General features: G+C 67.2%; 16 protein-coding genes. 10 read left to right on the forward strand and 6 right to left on the reverse strand.

Features of this window, described 5'->3' with window-relative positions; all coding sequences use genetic code 11:
* Nucleotides 1–7: 7 nt before the first annotated feature.
* The gene (locus ACFYRU_RS14360; RefSeq protein ID WP_387657656.1) at nucleotides 8–4,750 is read right to left on the reverse strand and encodes a choice-of-anchor P family protein; all 4,743 of its coding nucleotides are present in this window, start codon (nucleotides 4,748–4,750) and stop codon (nucleotides 8–10) included.
* 127 nt (nucleotides 4,751–4,877) lie between these two features.
* Here ACFYRU_RS14360 and ACFYRU_RS14365 point away from each other — a divergent pair, with 127 nt between their 5' ends.
* Nucleotides 4,878–5,435 carry a TetR/AcrR family transcriptional regulator gene (locus ACFYRU_RS14365; RefSeq protein ID WP_387657658.1) on the forward strand — a complete coding sequence of 186 codons (558 nt, stop codon included), beginning with the start codon at nucleotides 4,878–4,880 and terminating at the stop codon, nucleotides 5,433–5,435.
* On the forward strand, nucleotides 5,432–6,289 hold the full coding sequence (locus tag ACFYRU_RS14370) for an LLM class F420-dependent oxidoreductase (protein ID WP_387657661.1): 858 nt from the start codon (nucleotides 5,432–5,434) through the stop codon (nucleotides 6,287–6,289). The genes ACFYRU_RS14365 and ACFYRU_RS14370 overlap by 4 nt, the downstream gene beginning before the upstream one ends.
* A gap of 27 nt (nucleotides 6,290–6,316) precedes the next feature.
* On the opposite strand, the gene ACFYRU_RS14375 is transcribed toward ACFYRU_RS14370, so the two are convergent.
* Nucleotides 6,317–7,321 (reverse strand): LacI family DNA-binding transcriptional regulator, encoded by a 1,005-nt coding sequence (locus ACFYRU_RS14375; RefSeq protein WP_387657664.1) that lies wholly within the window; start codon nucleotides 7,319–7,321, stop codon nucleotides 6,317–6,319.
* Between the two features lie 139 nt (nucleotides 7,322–7,460).
* Between ACFYRU_RS14375 and ACFYRU_RS14380 the strand changes: the two genes are divergently transcribed.
* The 8 genes from ACFYRU_RS14380 (at nucleotide 7,461) to ACFYRU_RS14415 (ending at nucleotide 18,099) form a co-directional block, all read left to right on the forward strand.
* The gene (locus tag ACFYRU_RS14380; protein ID WP_387657667.1) at nucleotides 7,461–8,762 is read left to right on the forward strand and encodes an ABC transporter substrate-binding protein; all 1,302 of its coding nucleotides are present in this window, start codon (nucleotides 7,461–7,463) and stop codon (nucleotides 8,760–8,762) included.
* A gap of 6 nt (nucleotides 8,763–8,768) precedes the next feature.
* Nucleotides 8,769–9,704, forward strand: a complete 936-nt coding sequence (locus ACFYRU_RS14385) for a carbohydrate ABC transporter permease (protein WP_387657670.1) — start codon at nucleotides 8,769–8,771, stop codon at nucleotides 9,702–9,704.
* A complete protein-coding gene (locus tag ACFYRU_RS14390; protein ID WP_387657672.1) occupies nucleotides 9,701–10,516 on the forward strand; it encodes a carbohydrate ABC transporter permease in 816 nt (271 codons plus the stop codon). The genes ACFYRU_RS14385 and ACFYRU_RS14390 overlap by 4 nt, the downstream gene beginning before the upstream one ends.
* Nucleotides 10,513–11,976 carry a hypothetical protein gene (locus ACFYRU_RS14395; RefSeq protein WP_387657675.1) on the forward strand — a complete coding sequence of 488 codons (1,464 nt, stop codon included), beginning with the start codon at nucleotides 10,513–10,515 and terminating at the stop codon, nucleotides 11,974–11,976. The genes ACFYRU_RS14390 and ACFYRU_RS14395 overlap by 4 nt, the downstream gene beginning before the upstream one ends.
* Nucleotides 11,973–14,006 carry a beta-galactosidase gene (locus tag ACFYRU_RS14400; RefSeq protein WP_387657678.1) on the forward strand — a complete coding sequence of 678 codons (2,034 nt, stop codon included), beginning with the start codon at nucleotides 11,973–11,975 and terminating at the stop codon, nucleotides 14,004–14,006. Before ACFYRU_RS14395 ends, ACFYRU_RS14400 begins: the two co-directional genes overlap by 4 nt.
* A 10-nt stretch (nucleotides 14,007–14,016) precedes the next feature.
* Nucleotides 14,017–15,582: a malate synthase A gene (gene aceB, locus ACFYRU_RS14405; RefSeq protein WP_387657681.1), complete on the forward strand. Its 1,566-nt coding sequence runs from the start codon at nucleotides 14,017–14,019 to the stop codon at nucleotides 15,580–15,582.
* Between the two features lie 135 nt (nucleotides 15,583–15,717).
* Nucleotides 15,718–17,769, forward strand: coding sequence for a phenylacetic acid degradation bifunctional protein PaaZ (gene paaZ, locus ACFYRU_RS14410; RefSeq protein ID WP_387657684.1), 2,052 nt, complete (start codon nucleotides 15,718–15,720; stop codon nucleotides 17,767–17,769).
* Between the two features lie 15 nt (nucleotides 17,770–17,784).
* Entirely contained in the window at nucleotides 17,785–18,099 is a 315-nt protein-coding gene (locus ACFYRU_RS14415) for an EthD family reductase (RefSeq protein WP_387657685.1), read from the forward strand.
* Nucleotides 18,100–18,127: 28 nt separating this feature from the next.
* Here the strand turns inward: ACFYRU_RS14415 and ACFYRU_RS14420 are convergent, their stop codons facing one another.
* Genes ACFYRU_RS14420 through ACFYRU_RS14435 form a run of 4 tightly spaced genes read right to left on the reverse strand, consistent with a single transcriptional unit; the run spans nucleotide 18,128 to nucleotide 21,808 of the window.
* The gene (locus tag ACFYRU_RS14420) at nucleotides 18,128–18,496 is read right to left on the reverse strand and encodes a cupin domain-containing protein (RefSeq protein WP_387657688.1); all 369 of its coding nucleotides are present in this window, start codon (nucleotides 18,494–18,496) and stop codon (nucleotides 18,128–18,130) included.
* A gap of 4 nt (nucleotides 18,497–18,500) precedes the next feature.
* Entirely contained in the window at nucleotides 18,501–19,256 is a 756-nt protein-coding gene (locus ACFYRU_RS14425; protein ID WP_387657690.1) for a S1 family peptidase, read from the reverse strand.
* Between the two features lie 9 nt (nucleotides 19,257–19,265).
* Nucleotides 19,266–21,386, reverse strand: coding sequence for a bifunctional polysaccharide deacetylase/glycosyltransferase family 2 protein (locus tag ACFYRU_RS14430; RefSeq protein ID WP_387657691.1), 2,121 nt, complete (start codon nucleotides 21,384–21,386; stop codon nucleotides 19,266–19,268).
* The gene (locus ACFYRU_RS14435) at nucleotides 21,383–21,808 is read right to left on the reverse strand and encodes a hypothetical protein (protein WP_387657693.1); all 426 of its coding nucleotides are present in this window, start codon (nucleotides 21,806–21,808) and stop codon (nucleotides 21,383–21,385) included. Before ACFYRU_RS14435 ends, ACFYRU_RS14430 begins: the two co-directional genes overlap by 4 nt.
* Between the last annotated feature and the right edge of the window lie 108 nt (nucleotides 21,809–21,916).

The raw sequence follows: 21,916 nt of genomic DNA on the forward strand, positions 1-21,916 counted from the left end.
GATCTCGTCAGCCGCAGTTGTGTGCGGCGCTGGTCGTCGATCCGACGATCACGTCCACCGTGCCTCCCAAGGCAGTGAGGTGAACGGCGTTGACCGTGAGCCCGTGGTCAGCGCCTTGCACCGGCAGTTGCTCGTTGATCACCAGCCGGGCAGTGCCACCGAGATCTATCCCGGAGTTCGGCGCACCGGTCACGGCTACCGGTTTGCCCGCGACCTTCAGCGTCAAGGCTGTCGTACCGGTCGCCGTGCTGCAGGTGCTCGTCGACGTCGCGATCAAGCCGGACACTTCGATCACGTCGAGACCGGGGATCCCGATCCGGACGCTGTCCGCCGTACTGACCGCCGTCGCTGTGCTCGGTCCGGTCGCCGTCGTGACCTTGGCGCACAATGCGCTCGCGGTGATGACGATCGCCGACACCGTGGCCGTACATGCAGGCGCCGTCACCCCGGCCCCGGTAGTGCGTACTTCCCCGGTGTCCGGCGCAGGCGGTAGGTCGAGCTTGACCAGGGCCAGGTTCACGGTCGCCGACAGCCCGAACGCCCGTCCGGTGACGTACTCGAGCTGCGCCGTATCCCGCGCGACCGCGCGATCGTGTCCACGGTCACCGGAGTACGACGCCGCCACCGGCACCGTGCCTTGACCGTTCAGCGGCTGGTCGACCTTGTCGATCGTGCAGTGTGCCCGGCCGGTGAAATCGGTCGTGGCATAGCACGTCTGCTCGTTCGCCCCGGTGCCCAGGGTCAGGGCCACGGAGCGTCGGGCCAGCGCGCCGACTGAGGTTTCGGCCAGCTTGGCGCGCAGTTCGGCCGCCGCACCGTTGGTGATCCGTGGCCGGCCGTCGAAGGCGATCGAGGTGGCGATCCGAGGAAGCTGGATCCGGCTCGCGTACGACGACCACAGCCGGTCGGCGCCGCCCGCCCAGTTGAGCCACAGCCTGCCGTTGAACGCGTTGATCGCCGGCGCGGTGTCTCCCGAACCGTCAGCCCCGACCGCCGGTGTCCAGGTGGAACCGTCCGGCGTTGCCGAGACCCGGAACCCGTCAGCCCCCTTCCAGGCGACGTACAACTCGTCGCCGGCTGTCAGCGTGGCCGGTCCGTTGGAGCCGCCAATGGTTGCGCCGGGCACCCATTTACCGCCGTCCGGGCTGGACGCCGACTTCAACACGCCGGCCTCCTGCCAGACCAGGACGAGCCGGCCGGCGTACGTCGCCAGCGCCGGGCTGACTCCGGTGTGTGCGTCACCGGCGGCGACGGGAGCCGACCAAGTGCGGCCGTCTGTGCTGGACGCGATCGACACACCGGATCCGCCGGCCCAGGCAACGAACACCTTGCTGCCCAGTGTGCTGAGCGCCGGTCCTGCCGCGCCGGCTGCTGCGAGCTTGGCGGACTGGTTGGTCACCTGGGCAGGCGCCGACCAGCTGACGCCGTCGGGACTCGTCGCGGTGAAGACTCCGCCGCCTTCGGTCCACGACGCAACCAACGTGTCGCCTTGTACGGCAAGCGCCGGGCGGCCCGTTGTCGTACGTCCCGAGAGGACCTGTACCGCGTCACTCCAGGACACTCCGTCGGCTGTCGACGACAGGTACAGTCCGTCGTCCTTGCCGCGCCACAGTGCGAACTGCACGCCCTTGAACGTGACCACGGCAGGCGTGTCGTCCAGCGCGGGCGTCGTCGCGGACGGCGTCGCAGGCGACCAGGTCGCGAGTGCCGGCGAGCTCACCGGCAGGTCATCGGCCGGTGCGCCCGGTGCCGAACCGGGGTTGACGGTGTCCGTGACCAACCGCAGATTGCGCATCGCGGTCTGGACGAGCGGCAGCGTCTCGTCGACGCCTTGCCAGCGAGACTTGAAGTGCGCGGCATACACGCCGGCCAGCCGGTTCAGCCGTACGGCGGCGCTCCAACTGAGGCAGGCCGCGAACGGATCCTTGCCTTGCAGCCCGGGCAGCCGCTGACAGGCGTCGGTACCCTCCAGCTGATCCTGCTGCTCGGGCGGCTTTCCCGCGGCCAGGTTGCTCGCCGCCGCGTCGAGCAGTGCCGCGACAGTGAAGCCTTCGTCCGCATTGTCGGTGTAGATCGAGTGATCGCCGAACAGCAGGGCGCGCAAGGTGTCGTCGGTCTCCAGGGCCCGCGGGAAACCCAGCTGGGTGTAGGCCCGCAGCAGTTTGACCGTCAGGTTGAGGTCGGCCGAAGCGGCCGGATCCGTTCGCAGGGCGTCGGCGGCTTCCTGGTAGTGCTGGATCCGCTTGCCCTTCAGGAACTCGGTCATCCGCGCCACGGCATCGGCCTCGGCGTCGGCGGGTACGTCGACAGCCGCATCCTTCTGGAATGTCGTACGGTCGCCTTTCTCCCAGTTGTCGAGCAGCGGCTGCGTCGGCTCCAGAACCGGGCCGCACTCCTGCGGCCCTTGTTGCCAGTACTGCTTGCAGGTCTGGTAGTCGACGTGATCCTCGACGACCTTCGTCGTGGTGCGGGCGACCTTGATGGGGCTGCCCGGCCAGGTCAGGCTCTCGGTGAACTTCACCTGCAGATCCGCGGAGCGCACTGTGATCAGGAACGGCCCAGTGATGTGCGAACGCTCGTCCTTGTTGATCCAGTCCGCGCTCCAGCAGACGTCGTACTTCGGGCCTTGCGGGTGCGCGTACCGGGCGAACTGCTCGGCTGCGGCGAGATCCTTGCCGCTCACGTTCTCCGGTGTCAGGAGGTTCGCACCTCCGCCGCACTTCGGCGTGTTCTGCGGGCTGACGAGTCCGTCGGTCGGGACGGACTGCTCGGGGCCGTCGAACAGCCCGTACTCCTTTCCGTCCCGGACTTTCCACTCCCGGTTCTGGATCGCGTTCGCCAGGTTCACGGTCTGTGCCGTGTAGTTGCCGAGCAGCCGGCCGAACAGCGGATTCGTCGTACCGTCAGGCCCGGGCGCGCTGAACGCCTGGGCGTAGTCCCGGATGTCGCGGCCGGCGGTGATGACGAAGCCGGCACGGGCCGGGAGGACGCCCTTGGCCAGGGCCGGGTTCTGGCTCGACAGCAGGCTGTACCCGTTCGCGGCCATCTCCCAGACCGACGAGTTGCCGACCCGTCCCTGTTCCTGGAAGCCGGGGTCGAGGTTCTTCTTCGCGTAGGCGCCGAGGAACGAGATCGATCCGTACGGCCCGTACTGGTCCAGCACCTCACCGACCTTCGCGTTCACATCGGAGTACGCGTCTTCCGGTACGACGAACGTGTCGGAGGCGGCCGTTGTCGTGCCGGCGGTGTAGAACGCGGTCTCGCCCTGCAGATACTGATCCTTGGTGAGCGAGCTGCCCGGCCGGTAGTAGCTGTAGTCGATCAGCGCGTCCGTGGTCTCCCAGAGCTTGCCTTCGGCCAGCGCCTGGATCGCGCGCATCAACGAGACTCCGAGCACCTGCAGCTGGTTCTCGACGTTCGCGAGGTTGGTCGAGATCGAACCAGCCTGCTCCTGTACGTCCTTGACGTTGTCGTTGATGCGGGCGAACTGACCCATCATCGCGAGGTACAAACCGTTCAGCTTCCGGTCGATCCGGTCGAACTGCTTGTCCAGATGGACCTGCAGATCGGCGATCTGCTGCTTGAGCGCCGTGATCGCGTCCAGGATCTTCTTGTTGACGTCCGAGCCGGCACCGGCGAACAACGTGACCAGCGTGCTGATCGCGCCGATGAAGTTGCCGGTCAGGCCGACCGCGGCGAGCGAGAACGCGGTGTTCACCAGCTGAGCCGAGGTGATCACCTTGTCGACCGCCTGGGCGATCTGGATCGCGCCGTCGCCGAACAACTTGATCTCCCGGGCGAGGTCCTGGTCGACCACACCGGCCAGGAACGCCAGTCCGGTCAGGCCGGCCTTCGCGTCGTTGATCCTCGCTTCCCGTTCCTCCGCGCCCTTCTTCGCCTCGGCGCGCTGCTCCGGCGTGGGCTCCGGCATCGAGGTACCGGCCGGCCTGTCCTTGACCGCCTCCTCGAGGGTGCCGAGGTCCTGTTTGCGGGCCTCGTACAACTTGTCGGTCAGGATCCTGAACTGCTCGGTCGTCGCCAGCTTGTACTGGTCGGGATGTCCCTGCTGGTCGAGGATCTTCGGGAAGTCCAGCGTGTTCTTCAACTGATCCGTGCCGGCCAGGGTGACTCCGCTCGCCGCCGCGCTGACGTGCAGCGGGGAGCCAAGCGTCGCGTTCCAGCCGCTGTTGAAGGCGGCGTCCGCGCGAGCCGTCTGCGCGACGGCTGCCCAGACACTCGTCTGCGCCGTCGAGTACTCCGCGTTCCAGGCGATCTGTTGCTGCGCCCCGCTGATCCGGTCCGGAGCCTTGCCGGACTGCGACGGGTTGTTCGTCCCGACGATCGAGTAGATCAGTTTCGCGACGTTGGGCCCGGCCGGTTCGGCGCCCGGCGCCTTGCGGATCGCCTCGATCGCGGCACCTACCGCCTCGGCGGCGTTCCGGGTCCAGAGATAGTCGGCGACCTTCGTGTCGATCACGGTCTCGGTGGCGGCCAGATGCGCACTGATCTCGTCGGCGGTCGCCGCCGGATGCGCGGCCCGCCAGTCCAGGGCCTCCGCACTGGTCACCAGATGTTTCGGTTCCTCCTTGTCCGTGACCACCATGTAGCCGCCGAGCAGTGCATCCGCCAAGCCGTCCGGATCCACCGTCGCCGCGCGGACCGCCGCCTCCGCGGGCCGGAGCCCGAGCAGTCCGGTGATCATCAGCACAAGAATCATCAAGCGGGCATGCCGCAGTACCACGGTCCCCATCCGTGTTCCCCCAAGTATTCAACTGCCCCGGCTGTCCGGGGTCCCCCAGCAGAGTGTGACTGCGCAGTTACCTTGAGGCAAGTGATTTGTGGAGATCGCTTGCTGTACCTCTGGGTACAGTGAGGGGGTGGAGACGGTTGAGCGGTTGATTCGTAGTACGCAGGAGTTGTTGTGGGAGCGGGGGTATGTGGGGACCTCGCCGAAGGCTATTCAGCGGGAGGCGGGGGCCGGGCAGGGGAGTATGTATCACCACTTCGCGGGGAAGGCGGAGTTGGCGAAGGTGGCGATCGAGCGGTCGGCGGCGGAGTTGCGGGCCGCGGCCGCGGAGCACTTCGGCGGTGCGGGTACCGCGGGGGAGCGGATCGGCGCGTACCTTGGTCGCGAGCGGGACGTGCTGAAGGGGTGCCGGGTCGGGCGGTTGACCGCGGATCCCGACGTGATCGCGGATCCGGAACTGCGGAAACCGATCGCGGAAACCTTTGCCTGGTTGCGGGAACAGCTCGCGGAAGTGGTTGCTGAAGGCAAGCGAAACGGCGAGTACCCGGAGTCGCTCGATCCGGAGCGGACCGCGGCCACGATTGCTGCCGTACTGCAGGGTGGGTACGTACTCGCCCGTGCGGCCGGCTCGACCGAGCCTTTCGATCTCGCGGTGAACGGACTGATCGACCTGTTGGAGGCGATGTGAAGATCGGCGCGGTGTTTCCGCAGCTCGAGATCGGGGCGGATCCCGCCGTGGTCCGGGACTGGACGACGACGGTGGAGGCGGCCGGGTACAACCACGTGCTGGCCTACGACCACGTCCTCGGCGCGGATCCGGCGAACCGGCCGGGCTGGACCGGGTACACCGACAAGTCCTTGTTCCACGAGGTTTTCGTGCTGTTCGGGTATCTGGCGGCGATCACGACGACGCTCGAGCTGGTCACCGGCGTACTCGTCCTGCCGCAGCGGCAGACCGCGCTCGTCGCGAAGCAGGCGGCCGAGGTCGACGTGCTGAGCGGCGGCCGGCTGCGGCTCGGGGTCGGGATCGGCTGGAATCGCGTCGAGTACGACGCGCTCGGCGTACCGTTCGAGAAGCGCGGCGCCCGGCTCACCGAACAGGTCGAGCTGCTCCGCAGGCTCTGGGCGGATCCGGTCGTCTCGTACGACGGCAAGTTCGACCATGTCGACGAGGCCGGCCTGAATCCCTTGCCCGGCCGCGAGATCCCGATCTGGTTCGGCGGGACGGCGGACGCTGTACTACGCCGTACCGGCCGTATCGGGGACGGCTGGATGCCGCAGTCCGCCCCGAACGACACCGCCCGTCGGCAGATCGCACTGATCCGGCAGGCGGCCGAGGATGCCGGGCGCGACCCGGCGTCGATCGGCATCGAGGCACGCCTGACCCTGGGGGCGGTTCCCGAGCAGGACTGGCGCGCTTTCGCGGAGGCCTGGCGCGACCTGGGCGCGACGCACCTTTGCATCAACACGATGAACATGGGTCTCGCCCGGCCGGCAGAACACGCCGACGTGCTGCGCGAGGTGCTGCCGAAGCTCGGTTAGGGCCGGCGCCGGATCGCCGGACGGGCACTAGTGTCGGTTCGCGGTTGAGCCGCGGATCGCCAGCGGGCAGGGCAGCGTCACCACCTCGGTCGGGCGGTCCGGGTCGGCGATCCGCTCGCGGAGCAGCCGGATGCCGGTCTCGACGATGCCGTGCACCGGCTGCTCGACCGTGGTCAGGTCGAACGCCTCCCAGGCGGCCATCTCGGTGTTGTCGAAGCCGATCACCCAGAGGTCGTCGGGCACCCGGACGCCGCTCGCCCGCGCACCGTCGAGGATGCCGAACGCGAGCAGGTCGGTGACCGTGTAGATCGCGGTCGGCGGCTTCTTCCGCGACAGCAGCTTGACCGCCGCGGCGTGCCCGGCAGCGTGCGGCACTGCGACTGTGACCACGTTGCTCGGCTTGATCTTCACGCCGGCGTCGGCGAGCGCGGCCCGGAAGCCGAGATCGCGGTCGCGGGAGGTGTTCCCGGTGGGGGCCAGCGTCACCAGCCCGATGTCGGTGTGCCCGTGGTCGACCAGGTAGCGGCCGGCGTCGTACGCGCCCTGCCAGTTGTCGCCGACGACCTGGTCGCAGTCCAGGTCGTCGATGCCGCGGTGCAGCAGCACTGTCGGGGTCCCGGACGCGAGCGCCATCGTGTGCAGCTTCGAGTCGTACGTCGCCGAGGTCAGTACGAATCCGTCGACGAGGCGCTGGTGCAGCACCTCGGCCACGGTCTCCTCCGGGTCGTGCTCGATGTTCCACAGGATCATGTGCAGGCCGAGTGAACTCAGCACCCGGCCGATCTCGTCGAGCAGCTCGGCGTGGAACGGACTGGTCACGCGGGTCATGAAGACGCCGATGGTGTCGGTGCGGCCGGTCTTCATCGCGCGGGCTAGCGCGTTCGGTGTGTAGTTCGCGTCCTTCAGTACCTGCAGGACCCGCGCCCGCGTCTCCGGGGTCACCTTCGGGCTGTTGCTCAGCACCCGTGACACGGTCGCCTGCGACACCCCCGCCAGGCGTGCCAGATCGCGGCTCGTCGGTGGTCGTGACATCTGTGCCTCCCCTCGATCCCAGGATGTGAACCCTACTCAAGAGTGTCCGTCCGAGCCGTTGACCACTCCGATTGAGCTGTGTATACGTATTCAGAGCCGAGTGTATACGTATTCATCCCTAAGTGGATGGGAGATTCCGGTGCAGACACAACTTCCCTCCCTGGACCGCCGCAGGTTTCTCGCCGGACTGACGGGACTGACCGCCGCTGGGTTACTGGCCGGCTGTGGTGGCAACGGCAGCGCGAGCGGTGGCGGCAAGAAGGGCCTGACCTTCCTCAACTGGGAGCAGGTCAAGGGCAACCCGCTGGAGCAGGCGATCCAGGCGTTCGAGAAGCAGTCCGGGACGCAGGTCACGATCCAGCCCGCGGTGACCCAGGAGTACGACACCAAGATGCGCACGCTGATCGCGGGTGGCAGTCCGCCGGACGTGATGCGGATCAACGACGACTTCGTCCGCGGCTTCTCCCAGCAGGGCGCGCTGCTGGACCTGAAGCCGTACATCGAGAAGGACAAGCTGGACACGGCCCAGTTCGCCAAGGAGACGTTCGACTTCCCGGTGCAGCCGGACGGCTCGCACACCGCATGGGTGCTCGGCTACCAGCCGCGCCTGATCTTCTACAACGTCGACCTGTTCAAGGCGGCCGGCGTACCGCTGCCGCCGACGACCTGGTCGCGCGACGGCTGGACCTGGTCCGACTTCGAGGACCGGGCGAAGAAGCTCACCGACCCGGCGAAGAACCAGTACGGCGCGCTGGTCTACCTGGACACCGGCTACGAGCAGACGTTCACGGTGAACCACGGCAGCGAGACCGGCATCTTCTCCAAGGACGGCACGCAGTTCACGCTGTCCGGGCAGAAGGAGGCCGAGGCACTGCAGTGGGCGACCGACCTGACCTGCAAGGACAAGGTCCAGCCGCCGTGGTCGGCGCTCCAGCAGGACAACGCTCAGAACCAGCTGTTCGCCCAGGGCAAGCTCGCGATGATGTTCGCGACTTTCGGCACCGTGCCGTACCTGCGGCAGACGGTCAAGGACTTCACCTGGGACGTCGCTCCGCCGCCGGCCGACGTCGAGCAGAAGACCGAGTCCAGCGTGATCGTGTTCTGCGTCCCGAAGAAGGCGAAGAACCCGGATGCGGCCTGGGACCTGCTGAAGTACCTCGCGAGTGAGGACGGCGGCAAGATCCTGTTGCAGGGCGGTGCATTTACCCCGATCAACCTGAAGGCCGCGGCGCAGCTCGCGCCGAACGGGAAGGCGCCGGCGCACATCGGGTTGTTCGCCGAGGCGGCGAAGCACCTGACCGCGACCAACCAGACCAAGAACACGATCGGTGCCCGCGAGTTGTACCGGCCCGCGCTGGACCCCGCCTACAACTGCGAGAAACCGGTCGCCGACGTCCTGCAGCAGGTCAAGCCACAGGTGGAGAACGCCTTGAAGGGTTGATTGTCGATGGCAACCATCACGATGGCGCGCGACACCGCCGGCCCGGTCCACCGGGCCGACATCCGGCGGGCGCGGCGCAAGCAGAACCTCACCGGCTGGCTGTTCATCAGCCCGATCGTGGTCGGGGTGGTGGCGTTCCAGTTCTTCCCGATCCTGGTCTCGATCGGCGCCTCGCTGACCGACTGGAACGGCATCTCCGCGCCGCGGTTCGTCGGGCTGCACAACTTCGTGGACCTGTTCGGCAAGGATCCGCTGTTCCTGCAGACGTTCGAGAACACGGTGTACTTCACGCTCGCGAGCATTCCGCTGACGATCGGCATCGGGCTGGTGCTGGCGTTGCTGTGCGCCCGCCCGATCCGTGGCGTCGCGTTCTTCCGGACGGCGTACTTCGCGCCGTACGTGACCAACGTGGTCGCGATCGGTTTCGTCTGGTTCTGGTTCTTCCAGCCGGACGACGGGGTGATCAACGGGTTGCTCGGTCAGCTCGGGATCCACGGCCCGCAATGGCTGTCGAGCTCGAGCTGGGCGATGCCGGCGGTGATCATGGTGAGCGTCTGGCAGGGCATCGGCTACCCGATGATCATCCTGCTCGCCGGTCTGCAGGGCCTGCCGAACGAGTACTTCGAATCCGCGCGGATCGACGGTGCGGGCGCGTGGCAACGGCTGCGGTTCATCACGTTGCCGTTGCTGACACCGCATTTCCTGTTCCTGCTGATCACGCAGTTCATCACGTCGTTCCAGGTGTTCGGCCTGATCTACGTGATGACCAAGGGCGGGCCCGGCCACGCCACCAGCGTCTACATCTTCAACATCTACCAGAACGCGTTCAGCTACGGGAAGGTCGGCTACGCCTCGGCGATGGCCTGGATCCTGTTCGTGGTGATCGCGGCCGTCACCTACCTGCAGTGGAAGCTGCAGAAGAGGTGGGTGTTCTACACATGAGAATCGTCTCGAAGACATCGCAGTACGTCGTGATGTCCTTGTTCGCGGTCGTCTTCCTCGCGCCGCTGGTGTGGATGATCAGCGCGTCGCTCCGGCCGGAGGCCAAGGTCCTGAGCGTGCCGCCGAAGTTCCTGCCGACCGACGCGCACTGGGACAACTACCGGCAGGTGTTCGAGCTGATCCCGGTGTTCCTGTGGAACAGCGTCAAGCTCGCCGGGCTGAACGTGATCGGGATCCTGATCGTCGCGTCGATGGCCGGGTACGCGTTCGCGCGGCTGCGGTTCGCCGGCCGGGACGCCGCGTTCATGGTGCTGCTGGCCACCTCGATCATTCCCGGAATCGCCTACCTGATCCCGCAGTACATCGTCTTCCGGCAGATCGGGTGGGTGGACACGCAGTACCCGCTGTGGGTGCCGAAGGTACTCACGCCGGTGTTCGCGACGTTCCTGATGCGGCAGTCCTTCCTGACCGTGCCGCAGGAACTCGAGGACGCCGGGAAGATCGACGGGGCGTCCACGTTCGGAATCTACTGGCGGATCATGCTGCCGCAGACCAAGCCCGCGCTGGCCGCGATCGGGGTGTTCACGTTCCTCGAGTCGTGGAACGACCTGTTCGGTCCGCTGATCTACATCAACTCCGAGAACCTGCAGACGCTGCCGGTGGCGCTCGCCCAGTTCCAGGGCGAGTACTTCACCCAGGTCAGTCTGCTGATGTGCGGTGCGACGGTTTCGGTCGTGCCGGTGATCGCTGTCTTCCTCTTTGCGCAGCGCTATTTCATCCAGGGCATCACGATGACAGGAATGAAGGGGTGAGCACCGTGCCGGACCGGCTCGTTGCCATGCAGATCGGAGCCATCTCGTTCGTCGACGAAGGCGTCGACCGGACACTCGACATCCTGGCCGAACGCGGCGCGGTGAACGCGCTGTTCCTGGCCACGCCGACCTGGACCCGGGGGACCGGCGGCCGGCAGATCCCGGGCCATCCGATCCCGGACCACGGCGGCCAGGAGTACGACCTGGGTTGGGTCGGCGGGAACTACGCGACGCCGCACCCGCAGTACTACGGGAACACCGTGCTCGGCGCGGTCGGCCGCGCGCCCGAGCATCCGGAGCTGGACCTGCTCGGCGAGGTGATCCCGAAGGCGCGGGAGCGTGGGATGCAGTCGTTCGCCTGGATGGAGGAGAGCGGCGGCGCCCGCGAGCTGCGTACGTACCCGAACTTCGCCAAGGTGCTGGAGGTGGACGCGTGGGGGCGGCCGGGGCGGCGGCCGTGCTTCAACAACCCGGACTACCGCAACTGGCATCTCGGGTTCGTCGAGGACTACGTGCAGAGCTATCAGCTCGACGGTCTGGCGTGGTGCTCGGAGCGCCCCGGTCCGTTGAACATGCTGATGCAGGGCACGGTCGACGTCTCGGAGATCGGCTGCTTCTGCCCGCACTGCCGGGCGGTCGCGCGCGAACGGGGCATCGACGTGAATCGGGCGATGCAGGGGTACCGCGAGCTGGTCGACTGGAACCAGCGGGTCGGCGCGGGTGAGCGACCGGTCGACGGCGCGTTCGTGACGTTCTGGCGGATCCTGCTGAACTTCCCCGAAGTGCTGGCCTGGCAGACGTTGTGGACCGAGAGCCAGCGGCAGCTGTACCGCGACATCTACGGTGTGGCGAAGGCGATTTCCCCCGAGGTGCAGGTCGGGTGGCACGTCTACCACAACATCTCGTTCAGCCCGTTCTACCGCGCCGACCAGGACTACACCGAGATGGCGAAGTTCTCGGACTTCATCAAGGTGGTCATCTACAACAACTGCGCGGGGCCGCGGTTCTTCACCTGGGTGAAGAGCATCTGCGGTGCGCTGTTCGCGGACGCCGAGCCGGAAGACGTGTACCCGTTGATGATGAAGCTGCTGCAGCTCGACGAGGGTGCGTACGAGAAGTTGCCCCGGACCGGCTTCAGCGCGGACTACGTACGGCGCGAGACCGAGCGGGCCGTCGCCGGGGTCGGCGGCCAGAGCAAGATCTACCCGGGCATCGACATCGACATCCCGGTCGGGGTCGCCCAGCAGCGTGGGCTGGAGAAGCCGCGGGACGTCGGTACCAAGATCAACTGGGACGACAACGAGGGCGAGCTGACCCGGTGCACCCGGGAGTCCGTGCGGGACGCGACGCTGGCCGCGTTCGCCGGCGGCGCCGAGGGCGTCGTGCTGAGCCGGAAGTACTCGGAAATGCTGCTGGAGAACCTGTCCGGTGCGGGGGATGCGGTCCGGGGACTGTCGTGAAGCCCTGGTACCAAAGGACTTTCCGCTGGGCGCAGACGAACCTGACCGAGAAGGACCCGGCAAGGTACGACGCCGAATGGTGGCGGCAGCAGTGGCGCCGCACGAAGGTACAGGGGGTGATCGTCAACGCGGGCGGGATCGTCGCGTACTACCCGAGCAGGTTCGAGCTGCAGCACCGGGCGGAGTACCTGGGCGACCGTGACCTGTACGGGGAGATCGTCGAACTGGCCCGTGCGGACGGGCTGACCGTGCTGGCGCGGATGGACTCGAACCGGGCGCATCAGCCGTTGTACGACGCGCATCCGGACTGGTTCGCGATCGATGCCGACGGCAACCCTTACCGGGCCGGTGAGTTGTACGTCGCCTGCGTGACCGGACCGTACTACCGGGAGTTCCTGACCGGGATCCTCGAGGAGATCATCGAGCGGACCGCACCGGACGGGCTTACCGACAACAGCTGGAGCGGGCTCGGCCGCGACTCGATCTGCTACTGCCCGAACTGCCGGGACAGCTTCGGGCAGGAACTCCCGGAAGCGGCCGACTGGGAGGATTCGCTGTACAAGCGCTGGATCCGTTGGAGCTACCAACGACGACTCGACGTCTGGGAGCTGAACAACGCGGTGACGACCGCGGCCGGCGGCCCGGACTGTTTGTGGATCGGGATGAACGGCGGCGATGTCGTTGCACAGAGCAAACGGTTGCGGGACGACGCGGAGATCTGCCGGCGGGCGCGGATCTTCATGCTGGACTCGCAGTGGCGGCACGACGAGTCCGGTTTCCAGGCGAACGCGGATTCCGGAAAACGGCTGCACGGGATGCTCGGGTGGGACACGCTGATCCCCGAGAGTACGGCGATGTACGACGCGGGGACGCCGACGTTCCGGCTCGGGAGCAAACCCGCGCCGGAGGCCCGGATGTGGGCGATCGAGGGCTGGGCCGGCGGGATCCAGCCGTGGTGGCACCACATCGGGTCGGTGCACGAGGACCGGCGGCAGTACGCGACCGCGCAGCCGTTGTTCGAGTGGCATGCGGAGCACGAGGAGTACTTGGTCGATCGTGAGCCGGTTGCCAGTGTCGGGTTGCTGTGGAGCCAGCTCAGCGTGGACTTCCATGGGAAGGGCGAGCCGGTCGAGGTCAGTCAGTTGCCCTACCGGGGATGGGCGGATGCGCTGGTCAGGGCGCGGGTTCCGTACTTGCCTACCAATGAAGTAGACCAGCGGTTCGAGGTGCTGATTGTGCCGAACGTGGGCGTGCTGACGGACCAGCAGTGCGCTCAACTGGAGGCTTATGTCGCCAGCGGTGGGAAGCTTGTCGTGACTGGGGAATCGGGGCTTTACGACGAGTGGGGCGACCGTCGGGATCGTTGGGCGGTCGGCGAACTGCTCGGCGTACGGCATCAGGGGAAGCGTTACGGGGACGGCTCGCTGGGTGATTGGGAGACGTACGACTCACACAGCTACCTGCGGATCGAGGACCGGGAAGTGTTCGACGGCGACACCGACGTGCTGCCGTTCGGCGGGCAGCTCGAGGCGGTGGAGACCGACGCCAGGAAAGCGCTGACCTGGATTCCGCCGTTCCCGATCTACCCGCCGGAGAAGTCGTGGATGGCGGAACCACGGACCGACGTACCGGCGCTGGTCCGCAGTGGGCGGACGGCGTACCTGGCGGCCGATCTCGACCGGCAGTACGCGAAGCACCACCATCCGGACCACGGCCGGCTGCTCGCCAACCTGGTACGCCACGACGGCATCCCGCTGCGCGTCGACGGCGCCGGCGTACTCGACTGCCAGCTCTACCGGCAAGGGGACCGGCACATCTTGCACCTGGTCAACCTCGACCAGGGCGGCGCGTGGCGAGGCCGGCTGGAGGAGCTCACGCCCGCGGGCCCGTTCGCGGTGTCGCTCAGGGTGAACGCGTCCCGGGCGCGGCTCCTCGTCTCACGGGAGGAGGTGGACGTGCAGCAGCGCGACGGCTGGATTACCGTGTTGGTATACCGAATCACGGACCACGAGATCGTAGTTCTCACCTAAGGAGCACCCAGTGTCAGTCGACGTCACCGGCCCGCTGCACGATCGGTACGAGGAGATTCTGAGTGAGCGTGCGCTCGGGCTGATCGAGACGCTGCACCGTGCGTACGACGCGCGCCGGCGGGAGCTGCTCGGCCGCCGGGCGGAGCGGGTCGCGGCGATCGCGGCCGGGACGGAGCTGGGGTTCCTGTCCGAGACCAAGGACGTGCGCGACGACCCGGAGTGGCGGGTCGCGCCGGCCGCTCCGGGGCTGGTCGACCGGCGGGTCGAGATCACCGGGCCGACGGACCGGAAGATGACGATCAACGCTCTGAACTCGGGCGCGAAGGTCTGGCTGGCCGACCAGGAGGACGCGAACACGCCGACCTGGGAGAACGTGGTCGGCGGTCAGCTCAACCTGCTGGACGCGATCACCCGGAAGATCGACTTCAGCACCGACACCAAGAGCTACGCGCTGAAGCCGGACGACGAGCTGGCGACGATCGTGGTCCGGCCGCGCGGCTGGCACCTGCCGGAGAAGCACATCCTGGTGGACGGCTCGCCCACCTCGGGATCGTTGGTCGACTTCGCTCTGTACTTCGTGGCGTGTGCGCAGCTGCAGCTCGACCGCGGCCAGGGACCGTACTTCTACCTGCCGAAGATGGAGTCGCACCTCGAGGCGCGGCTGTGGAACGACGTGTTCGTGACCGCCCAGGAGGCACTCGGGATCCCGCGCGGCACGATCCGGGCGACCGTACTGATCGAGACGTACCCGGCGGCGTTCGAGATGGAGGAGATCCTCTACGAGCTCCGCGAGCACTCCGCCGGCCTGAACGCGGGCCGCTGGGACTACATGTTCAGTGTGATCAAGACGCATCGCACCAGTGGCAAGGCGTTCCAGCTGCCGGACCGGAACAGCGTGACGATGACCGTGCCGTTCATGCGCGCGTACACCGAGCTCCTGGTCCGGACCTGCCACAAGCGCGGCGCGCACGCGATCGGCGGGATGGCGGCGTTCATCCCGAGCAAGGACCCGGCGGTGAACGAGGTGGCGTTCGCGAAGGTCAAGGCGGACAAGACCCGGGAGGCCGGCGACGGCTTCGACGGGTCCTGGGTCGCGCACCCGGGCATGGTCGAGACCGCCCGCGAGGTGTTCGACTCGGTCCTCGGCGACCGCCCGAACCAGGTCGACCGGCTCCGTGAGGACGTCGCGGTGACGGCCGAGCAGTTGCTGGACGTCGCCGCGACGCCGGGTGCGGTAACCGAGGAGGGCCTGCGCAACAACGTCAGCGTCGCCGTGCAGTACCTGGCGGTCTGGCTCGAGGGCACCGGCGCGGTCGGCATCTTCAACCTGATGGAGGACGCCGCGACCGCGGAGATCTCGCGCTCGCAGATCTGGCAGTGGCGGCGGAACGAGGTCGTCCTGGACACCGGCGATACCGTCACCACCGAACTGGTCGAGCGGATCGCCGACGAGGAGATCGCCAAGCTCGGCGATCCGGACCGCTACACCGCGGCCCGCTCGCTGTTCCTCGAGGTCGCACTCGCCGACGAGTACGTCGACTTCCTGACCCAACCGGCCTACGAACGCTTCAGCTGAGATGACCCTGCTCAGGGCTTGACCACGACTTCAGCGGCGCTTCAGTCCTGCAATGCAGCCTGTGCGCAGTCGCCGACGTGCATTTCGCGTTGGCGACTGCTGCGTGTCCAGGTGAACTCGGAGGATGGCGACGACGTGAGTAGGACGCTTGAGAGCTACGCCGCCGGGCGTTGGTTTCGTGCAAGTGACGAGGGCCGGCCGCTGCTCGACGCCAGCACAGGTCAGGAGGTAGCCCGGATCACCAACGGTGGTCCGGACCTGGGGGAGATGACCACGTACGCCCGCACTGTTGGCGGGCCGGCCCTCCGCAGCCTGACCTTCCACGAGCGCGCCGCACTTCTGAAGACACTCGCGAAGTACCTGTCCGACCCGGCCAACGGCGTCAAGGACGAGCTGTACGAGATGTCATCGTGTACCGGCGCGACGCACCGCGATTCGGTCATCGACATCGACGGGGGATTCGGCACGCTGTTCAGCTACGCCGGCAAGGGCTCCCGGGAGCTACCGAACGACACCGTTGTCGTCGACGGTGGCCTTGAGCAACTTGGGCGCGGCGGCTCCTTCGTCGGCCAGCACCTCTACTCGTCGCGGCCCGGCGTCGCAGTGCAGATCAATGCATACAACTTCCCCGTCTGGGGGATGCTCGAGAAACTTGCACCCGCGTTCCTCGCCGGATTGCCCACGATCGTCAAGCCCGCAGCTCAGACCGCTTATCTTGCTGAGCTCGTGGCTCGGCGGATCATCGAGTCCGGCATTCTTCCCGCCGGAGCGCTGCAGTTCCTCGCCGGGAGCTATGCCGGCCTGCTCGACGAATTGACTGTGCAGGACTCGGTGGCGTTCACCGGCTCGGCGCACACCGCGCTCCTACTACGGACCCACTCCAGCGTGGTGAACGGCGGCGTGCAACTCGGTGTCGAAGCCGATTCATTGAACTGTTCGATGCTTGGGCCAGACGTCACGATCGACGACATCGAGTTCGACCTGTTCGTTGACGGAGTGGTCGACGAGATGACCAGCAAGGCCGGTCAGAAATGCACAGCTATCAGGCGTGTCATCGTGCCCGACACGATGACACAGGACGTGATTGAGGCTGTCCGAGCTCGCCTGACCGAGATCAGGGTCGGCGACCCGCGAGACGCGGAAGTCCGGATGGGTGCCCTCGTTTCGATTGCGCAGCGGGACGAGGTCCGCAAGGCGATCCACGCATTGACGACTTCCGCCAAGATTGTGTGTGGAGCACCGGACCGGGTCGACGCCGTCGCCGGCGATGCTGCGCGCGGCGCCTTCATGTCACCGGTCCTGCTACGTGCTGCCCGTGGAGCAGCCGAGCCGCACGACGTAGAAGCGTTCGGTCCGGTGAGCACCGTACTGAGCTACTCAACCGTGGATGAGGCCGTCGAGCTCGCTGCCCGTGGTCGGGGGAGCCTCGCGGGCTCGCTCGTCACGTACGACACCGACGTAGCGTGCACAGTTGTCGCCGGTCTGGCGCCGTGGCACGGCCGGATCCTCGTGCTGGACCGCGACAACGGTCGCGAGTCGACCGGCCATGGATCGCCGCTGCCGGTTCTGGTCCACGGCGGCCCAGGTCGCGCGGGTGGCGGCGAGGAGCTCGGTGGCGTTCGCGCCGTCCTTCGCCACATGCAACGTACCGCTGTCCAAGCATCACCACGGCAGCTGACCGCCATCACTGGGCGATGGACTGCTGGAGCTCCGCGCAACAACGACAGCGGGCATCCGTTCCGCAAGAGTCTGGCGGAGCTGCGCATCGGCGACAGCATCACCTCCGCGCCACGCATTGTGTCGTTCGACGACATCGAACACTTCGCCGAGTTCACCGGCGACACGTTCTACGCTCACACCGACCCTGAAGCCGCAGCGAAGAACCCGCTGTTCGGCGGAATCGTTGCCCATGGCTACCTCGTGGTCTCGTTGGCCGCAGGACTCTTCGTCGACCCGGCACCGGGTCCGGTACTCGCGAACTATGGCGTCGACGGACTGCGTTTCATCAAGCCGGTCAGAGCCGGCGAGTGCATCGCAGTCACCTTGACCGTCAAGGAGATCACACCGCGCGATTCCGCCGAATACGGCGAAGTGCGATGGGACGCCGTCGTCACCAATGGAGACGACCAACCGGTCGCCACCTATGACGTCCTGACTCTTGTGGCCAAGACCTGGCCACAGAACTGACAAGGAGCCGATCACATGCAGCGGATCACCATCTCGTACGCAACACCCGCCGACCCTGAGGCGTTCGACTCGCATTACCTCACCAAGCATGTACCGCTCGTCATGCAGGTTCCACACCTATCCGCCTTCAGCTGGACCAAGCCCCGCGGCCTCGCCGGCGATCCAGACCTGTACCTGACGGCACACCTCGACTTCTACGACGCCGATCACCTGAAGACGGCTCTACGCTCGCCAGAGCTGGAAGCAGCCAATGACGATGCCGCGGCACTCAAGACTCCGATGACGGTCGTGGTCGGCGAGGTCGTCAACGTGCCGCTCGCCGGCGCGTGACGGCGTTGGCTGGGCGGGCAGGCTTGGCCTAGCGTGGTGCGTCGACGTTTACGGTGGGGATGCCGCCGCCGGCTCTTGCGATCACGGCCAGCGACGGGTTGCGGCCGGGGTTGCTCTCGCGGTGCACGGTGAACGCCGGTACGTGTACGAAGTCGCCGGCGACCGCGTCCAGGTACTCGTCGGAGCCCTCGAACTCGAGCCGCAGGACACCGGAGACGATGTACAGGCTGCTCTCGTTCTTGTCGTGGTGGTGCCAGCCGGAGATCGCCCCCGGCTCGGTGACGACCTGGCCGGCCCACAGGATCGGCAGTTCGAAGGCCCGCATCCGGAGCATGCCGGAGGTCGGGTCGGCGGCGACCAGGTCACCGGCCTTGATGACGCGGACGGGTTCGGTCATGCCCTCAGTGTTGCAGCAACGCCTTGGCCACGGGTGCGATCTGTGCGTACACCCCGGGGTTGCCGGGCTGCGCACAGCCTTGCCCCCACGACACCACCCCGAGCAGACGCCCATTGAGCACAAGAGGTCCGCCGGAGTCGCCCTGGCACGCGTCGGTGCCTCCTTGCAGGTACCCGGCACAGACGTTCGTCGCGGCGGCGTACCCGTTGGCGACGTAGCTCTTGTTCGCGAGGCACGTCTTGTCGCCGAGATCCGGTACTGCGGCCTTCTGCAGTGTCTCGTCAGGCCCGGTGTCCTGCGTGTCGCCCCAACCGTAAACCGTCGGTACTGCACCGGCCGCGTCTGCTCGCGCCCGGGTCTCGAGTGGTAGCACCGGGACCCCGGTGAACGGCTTCGCCAGTGTCAGTACGGCCACGTCGTAGCGGTTGTTCTTCGTGTTGTACCCGGGGGCGATCCACACCTTGCTGATCGCCGATACGCGCCCGACCGTGGGGTCACCGAGGTCGGCCCGGCCCTGCACCGCGTAGTACGTCGACGTCGCCTCGTCCATGCAGTGCGCGGCCGTGACGATCTTGTCGGGCTTCACGAGTGCAGCACCGCAGTAGCGCCCGCTGGAGGAGCTGGACTGCGTGGTGTTCAGCGCGATCACCCAAGGCGCCTCGCTGGTGCTGGTTACCGTGCCGCCGACGATGCATGGCTTGGCGCCGGCCGTGAGGGTCAGCAAGCCGGCAACCACAAGTACTCCCCGTGAGAATCTCATCGCTTTAGGTTAGCGAACGACTGGCGCCTGCAAACTTCCGTACCTCTCCATGCGCTGCCAACGCAGCCTGGTACCCGCCAGCGCGGTGAAGACCGACTGAATGACCACGAGGTACATGAGCTGCCGGTAGACGAACTGCTGGAGCGGCAGCGTCCACAGCGGACCAGGGCGTTCCCCGTCCAACCAGAACGCATAGAAACCCATCGCCACCTGCAGTAACACGAAGCCGGCCCACACGGACAGCACCCGCACCGGGTTGAGGAAGATCAGTCCGTAGATCGCGAACACGTCCACCACAGGCGCCAGCAACGGCAGCAGCACCTGAAACAGCATCAGGTACGTGAGCCCGCGTCGCCCGAACTTCCCGGCCCGCCCGCGCTGCACCATCGCACCCCGGTGCTTCCACATCGCCTGGAGCGTCCCGTAGCACCAGCGGTACCGCTGCCGCCACAGCGCACCCATCGACGCGGGTGCCTCGGTCCACGCGATCGCACTCTCCTCGTAGACCACCCGCCACCCGTCACGGCAGAGCGCCATGGTCAGATCGGTGTCCTCGGCGAGCGTCACGTCGCTCAGCCCGCCGATCCGCTCCAGCGCGGTACGACGGAACGCGCCGACCGCACCGGGCACGGTCGGCATGCACTCGGCCAGGTCGAACAGCCGGCGGTCGAGGTTGAAGCCGATCACGTACTCGATGTGCTGCCAGCGACCGATCAGACCGCCACGGTTACCCACCTTGGCGTTGCCGGACACCGCACCGACAGACGGATGCGCGAACGGCTGGATGAGCTTGCGAACCGCGTCCGGCTCGAACACGGTGTCCCCGTCGACCATCACGATCAGCTCGAACCGGGCCGCCTTCAGGCCGGTGTTCAGCGCGACGGGCTTGCCCGCGTTCGCCTGGCGGATCACGCGCACGCCCGGTATCCGGAGCGACTCCACGAGGTCCGCCGTACCGTCCGTGGAACCGTCGTCCACGACGATCACCTCGAGCGGATGGTCGGAGGCGACGAGCGAGCGGATCGCTGCCTCGATGCCGGCGCTCTCGTTGTACGCCGGGACGATCACGCTGACCGGCTCCGTCACTGGTGGCCCGTACGACCAGTTGCGCATCCGTGCATGGCGACGGGCTGCGACGACCGTGGTGATGGCCCGTAGCACGCTCAGCGCACCGGCCGCGTACAAGAGCCAGCCGATGACGCTCAGGATCCAGTCGCTGATTCGCATCACCCAGATGAGCACCAGACCACGGACCCGGTCCAAGGGACCGGCCTTGCGCGTGGGGTCCGGTAGACCAACCGCTTCGCTCACAGTGGCGAAGCGGAAGCCACGGGCCTTCAGCCGTGGCAGCAGCTTACTCAGTGCTTCCACGGTCTCGCTGCGGTCGCCACCGGCGTCGTGCATCAGCAGTATCTGTCCCGCAGTACTGCGAGGCATCGAGTTGGCGATCACCTGGTTCGTTCCGGGACGCCGCCAGTCCTCACTGTCCTGACTGGTAAGTACCGCGAGATACCCGGACTTCCGGGTCTGCTCCAGCGCTGCCCAGTCGCGGTCGGTCAGCGCGCTCGGCTCCGAGGAGTACGGCGGCCTGAGCAGCGTCGTACTCACCCCGGTGGCGCCGGCGAGGATCAACTGGCTCTGGCTGAGCTCCAGCGAGCGTCGCCACGGCGCAGCGTTCGACAGGTTCGCGTGGGTGAAGGTGTGCACAGCGAGCTGGTGGCCTTCGGCGACGATCCGGCGGGCCAGGTCGGGATGTGCCGCGACCTCCGTGCCGACCACGAAGAACGTCGCGTGCACGTGCTGCGCGCGCAGTACGTCCAGGATCTTCGGCGTCCACACCGGGTCCGGTCCGTCGTCGAAGGTGATCGCGATGGTGCGGGCCTTCGGCGAGACGGAGCGAGGTGTGCCGGCGGTGGCGTCGATGACCGGTCCGCCGTTGACGATCTGCCGTGGGACGGCCGCGTTCCCGCCGGTCGAGCGGACCGCGCCGTCGGGTGCCGCGCCGAACATGTGGTGCGTGTAGCCGTTCAGCAGCAGCATGCTCGACAGGCACACGAGCAGCATGGTCAGGACGATCCAGTGCGTCCGGAGTGGTACCTGCTTCGCCCGCCGCGCGGCCGGACGGCTCACGGGGTGGGCGTCTTGTTCTTGCCCGGCGGGGCGGTCGGCTTGTTGCCGTGCGTCGTCGTGGCCGTCGGTGCAGCAGTGGTCGGTGCCGTTGTCGGCGAGTTGGTGCGGCCCGGGGCCGTCGTCGTACCGGTCGGCACGGCCGTCGGCGCGATGGACGGGGGCGGTACCGGTGTACCTGTCTGCACGATGGTCGGCGGTGCCGAGGTCGGGGTCGTGGTGCTCGTCGACGGAGGCGGTGTCGACGAGTTGCCGGACGGCGTACTCGACTGTTCGGACCGTGCGTCGGTGGGTGTCGGGGAGGTCGGCTTGGGCGTCTCCGCCGCAGCTTCGACCGGCGCCTTGGTCGGCCGGTGTCTGACGGCGGCCGGAGCGGGAATCAGCGGGGTGTCCAGTCGTGGTCCGCCGAGCAAACTACTGCCCATGAGGACCAGGTAACCGAGGGTAGGCACGGCCAGGAAGGCCCCGGTTCTTCGGATCGTTCGACGACGACGCCCGGTCGCATCCAGGAAGACGGGCCGCCGGGGGGAAGG

This window comes from Kribbella sp. NPDC004536, assembly GCF_042873835.1.
Classification (GTDB): Bacteria; Actinomycetota; Actinomycetes; order Propionibacteriales; family Kribbellaceae; genus Kribbella.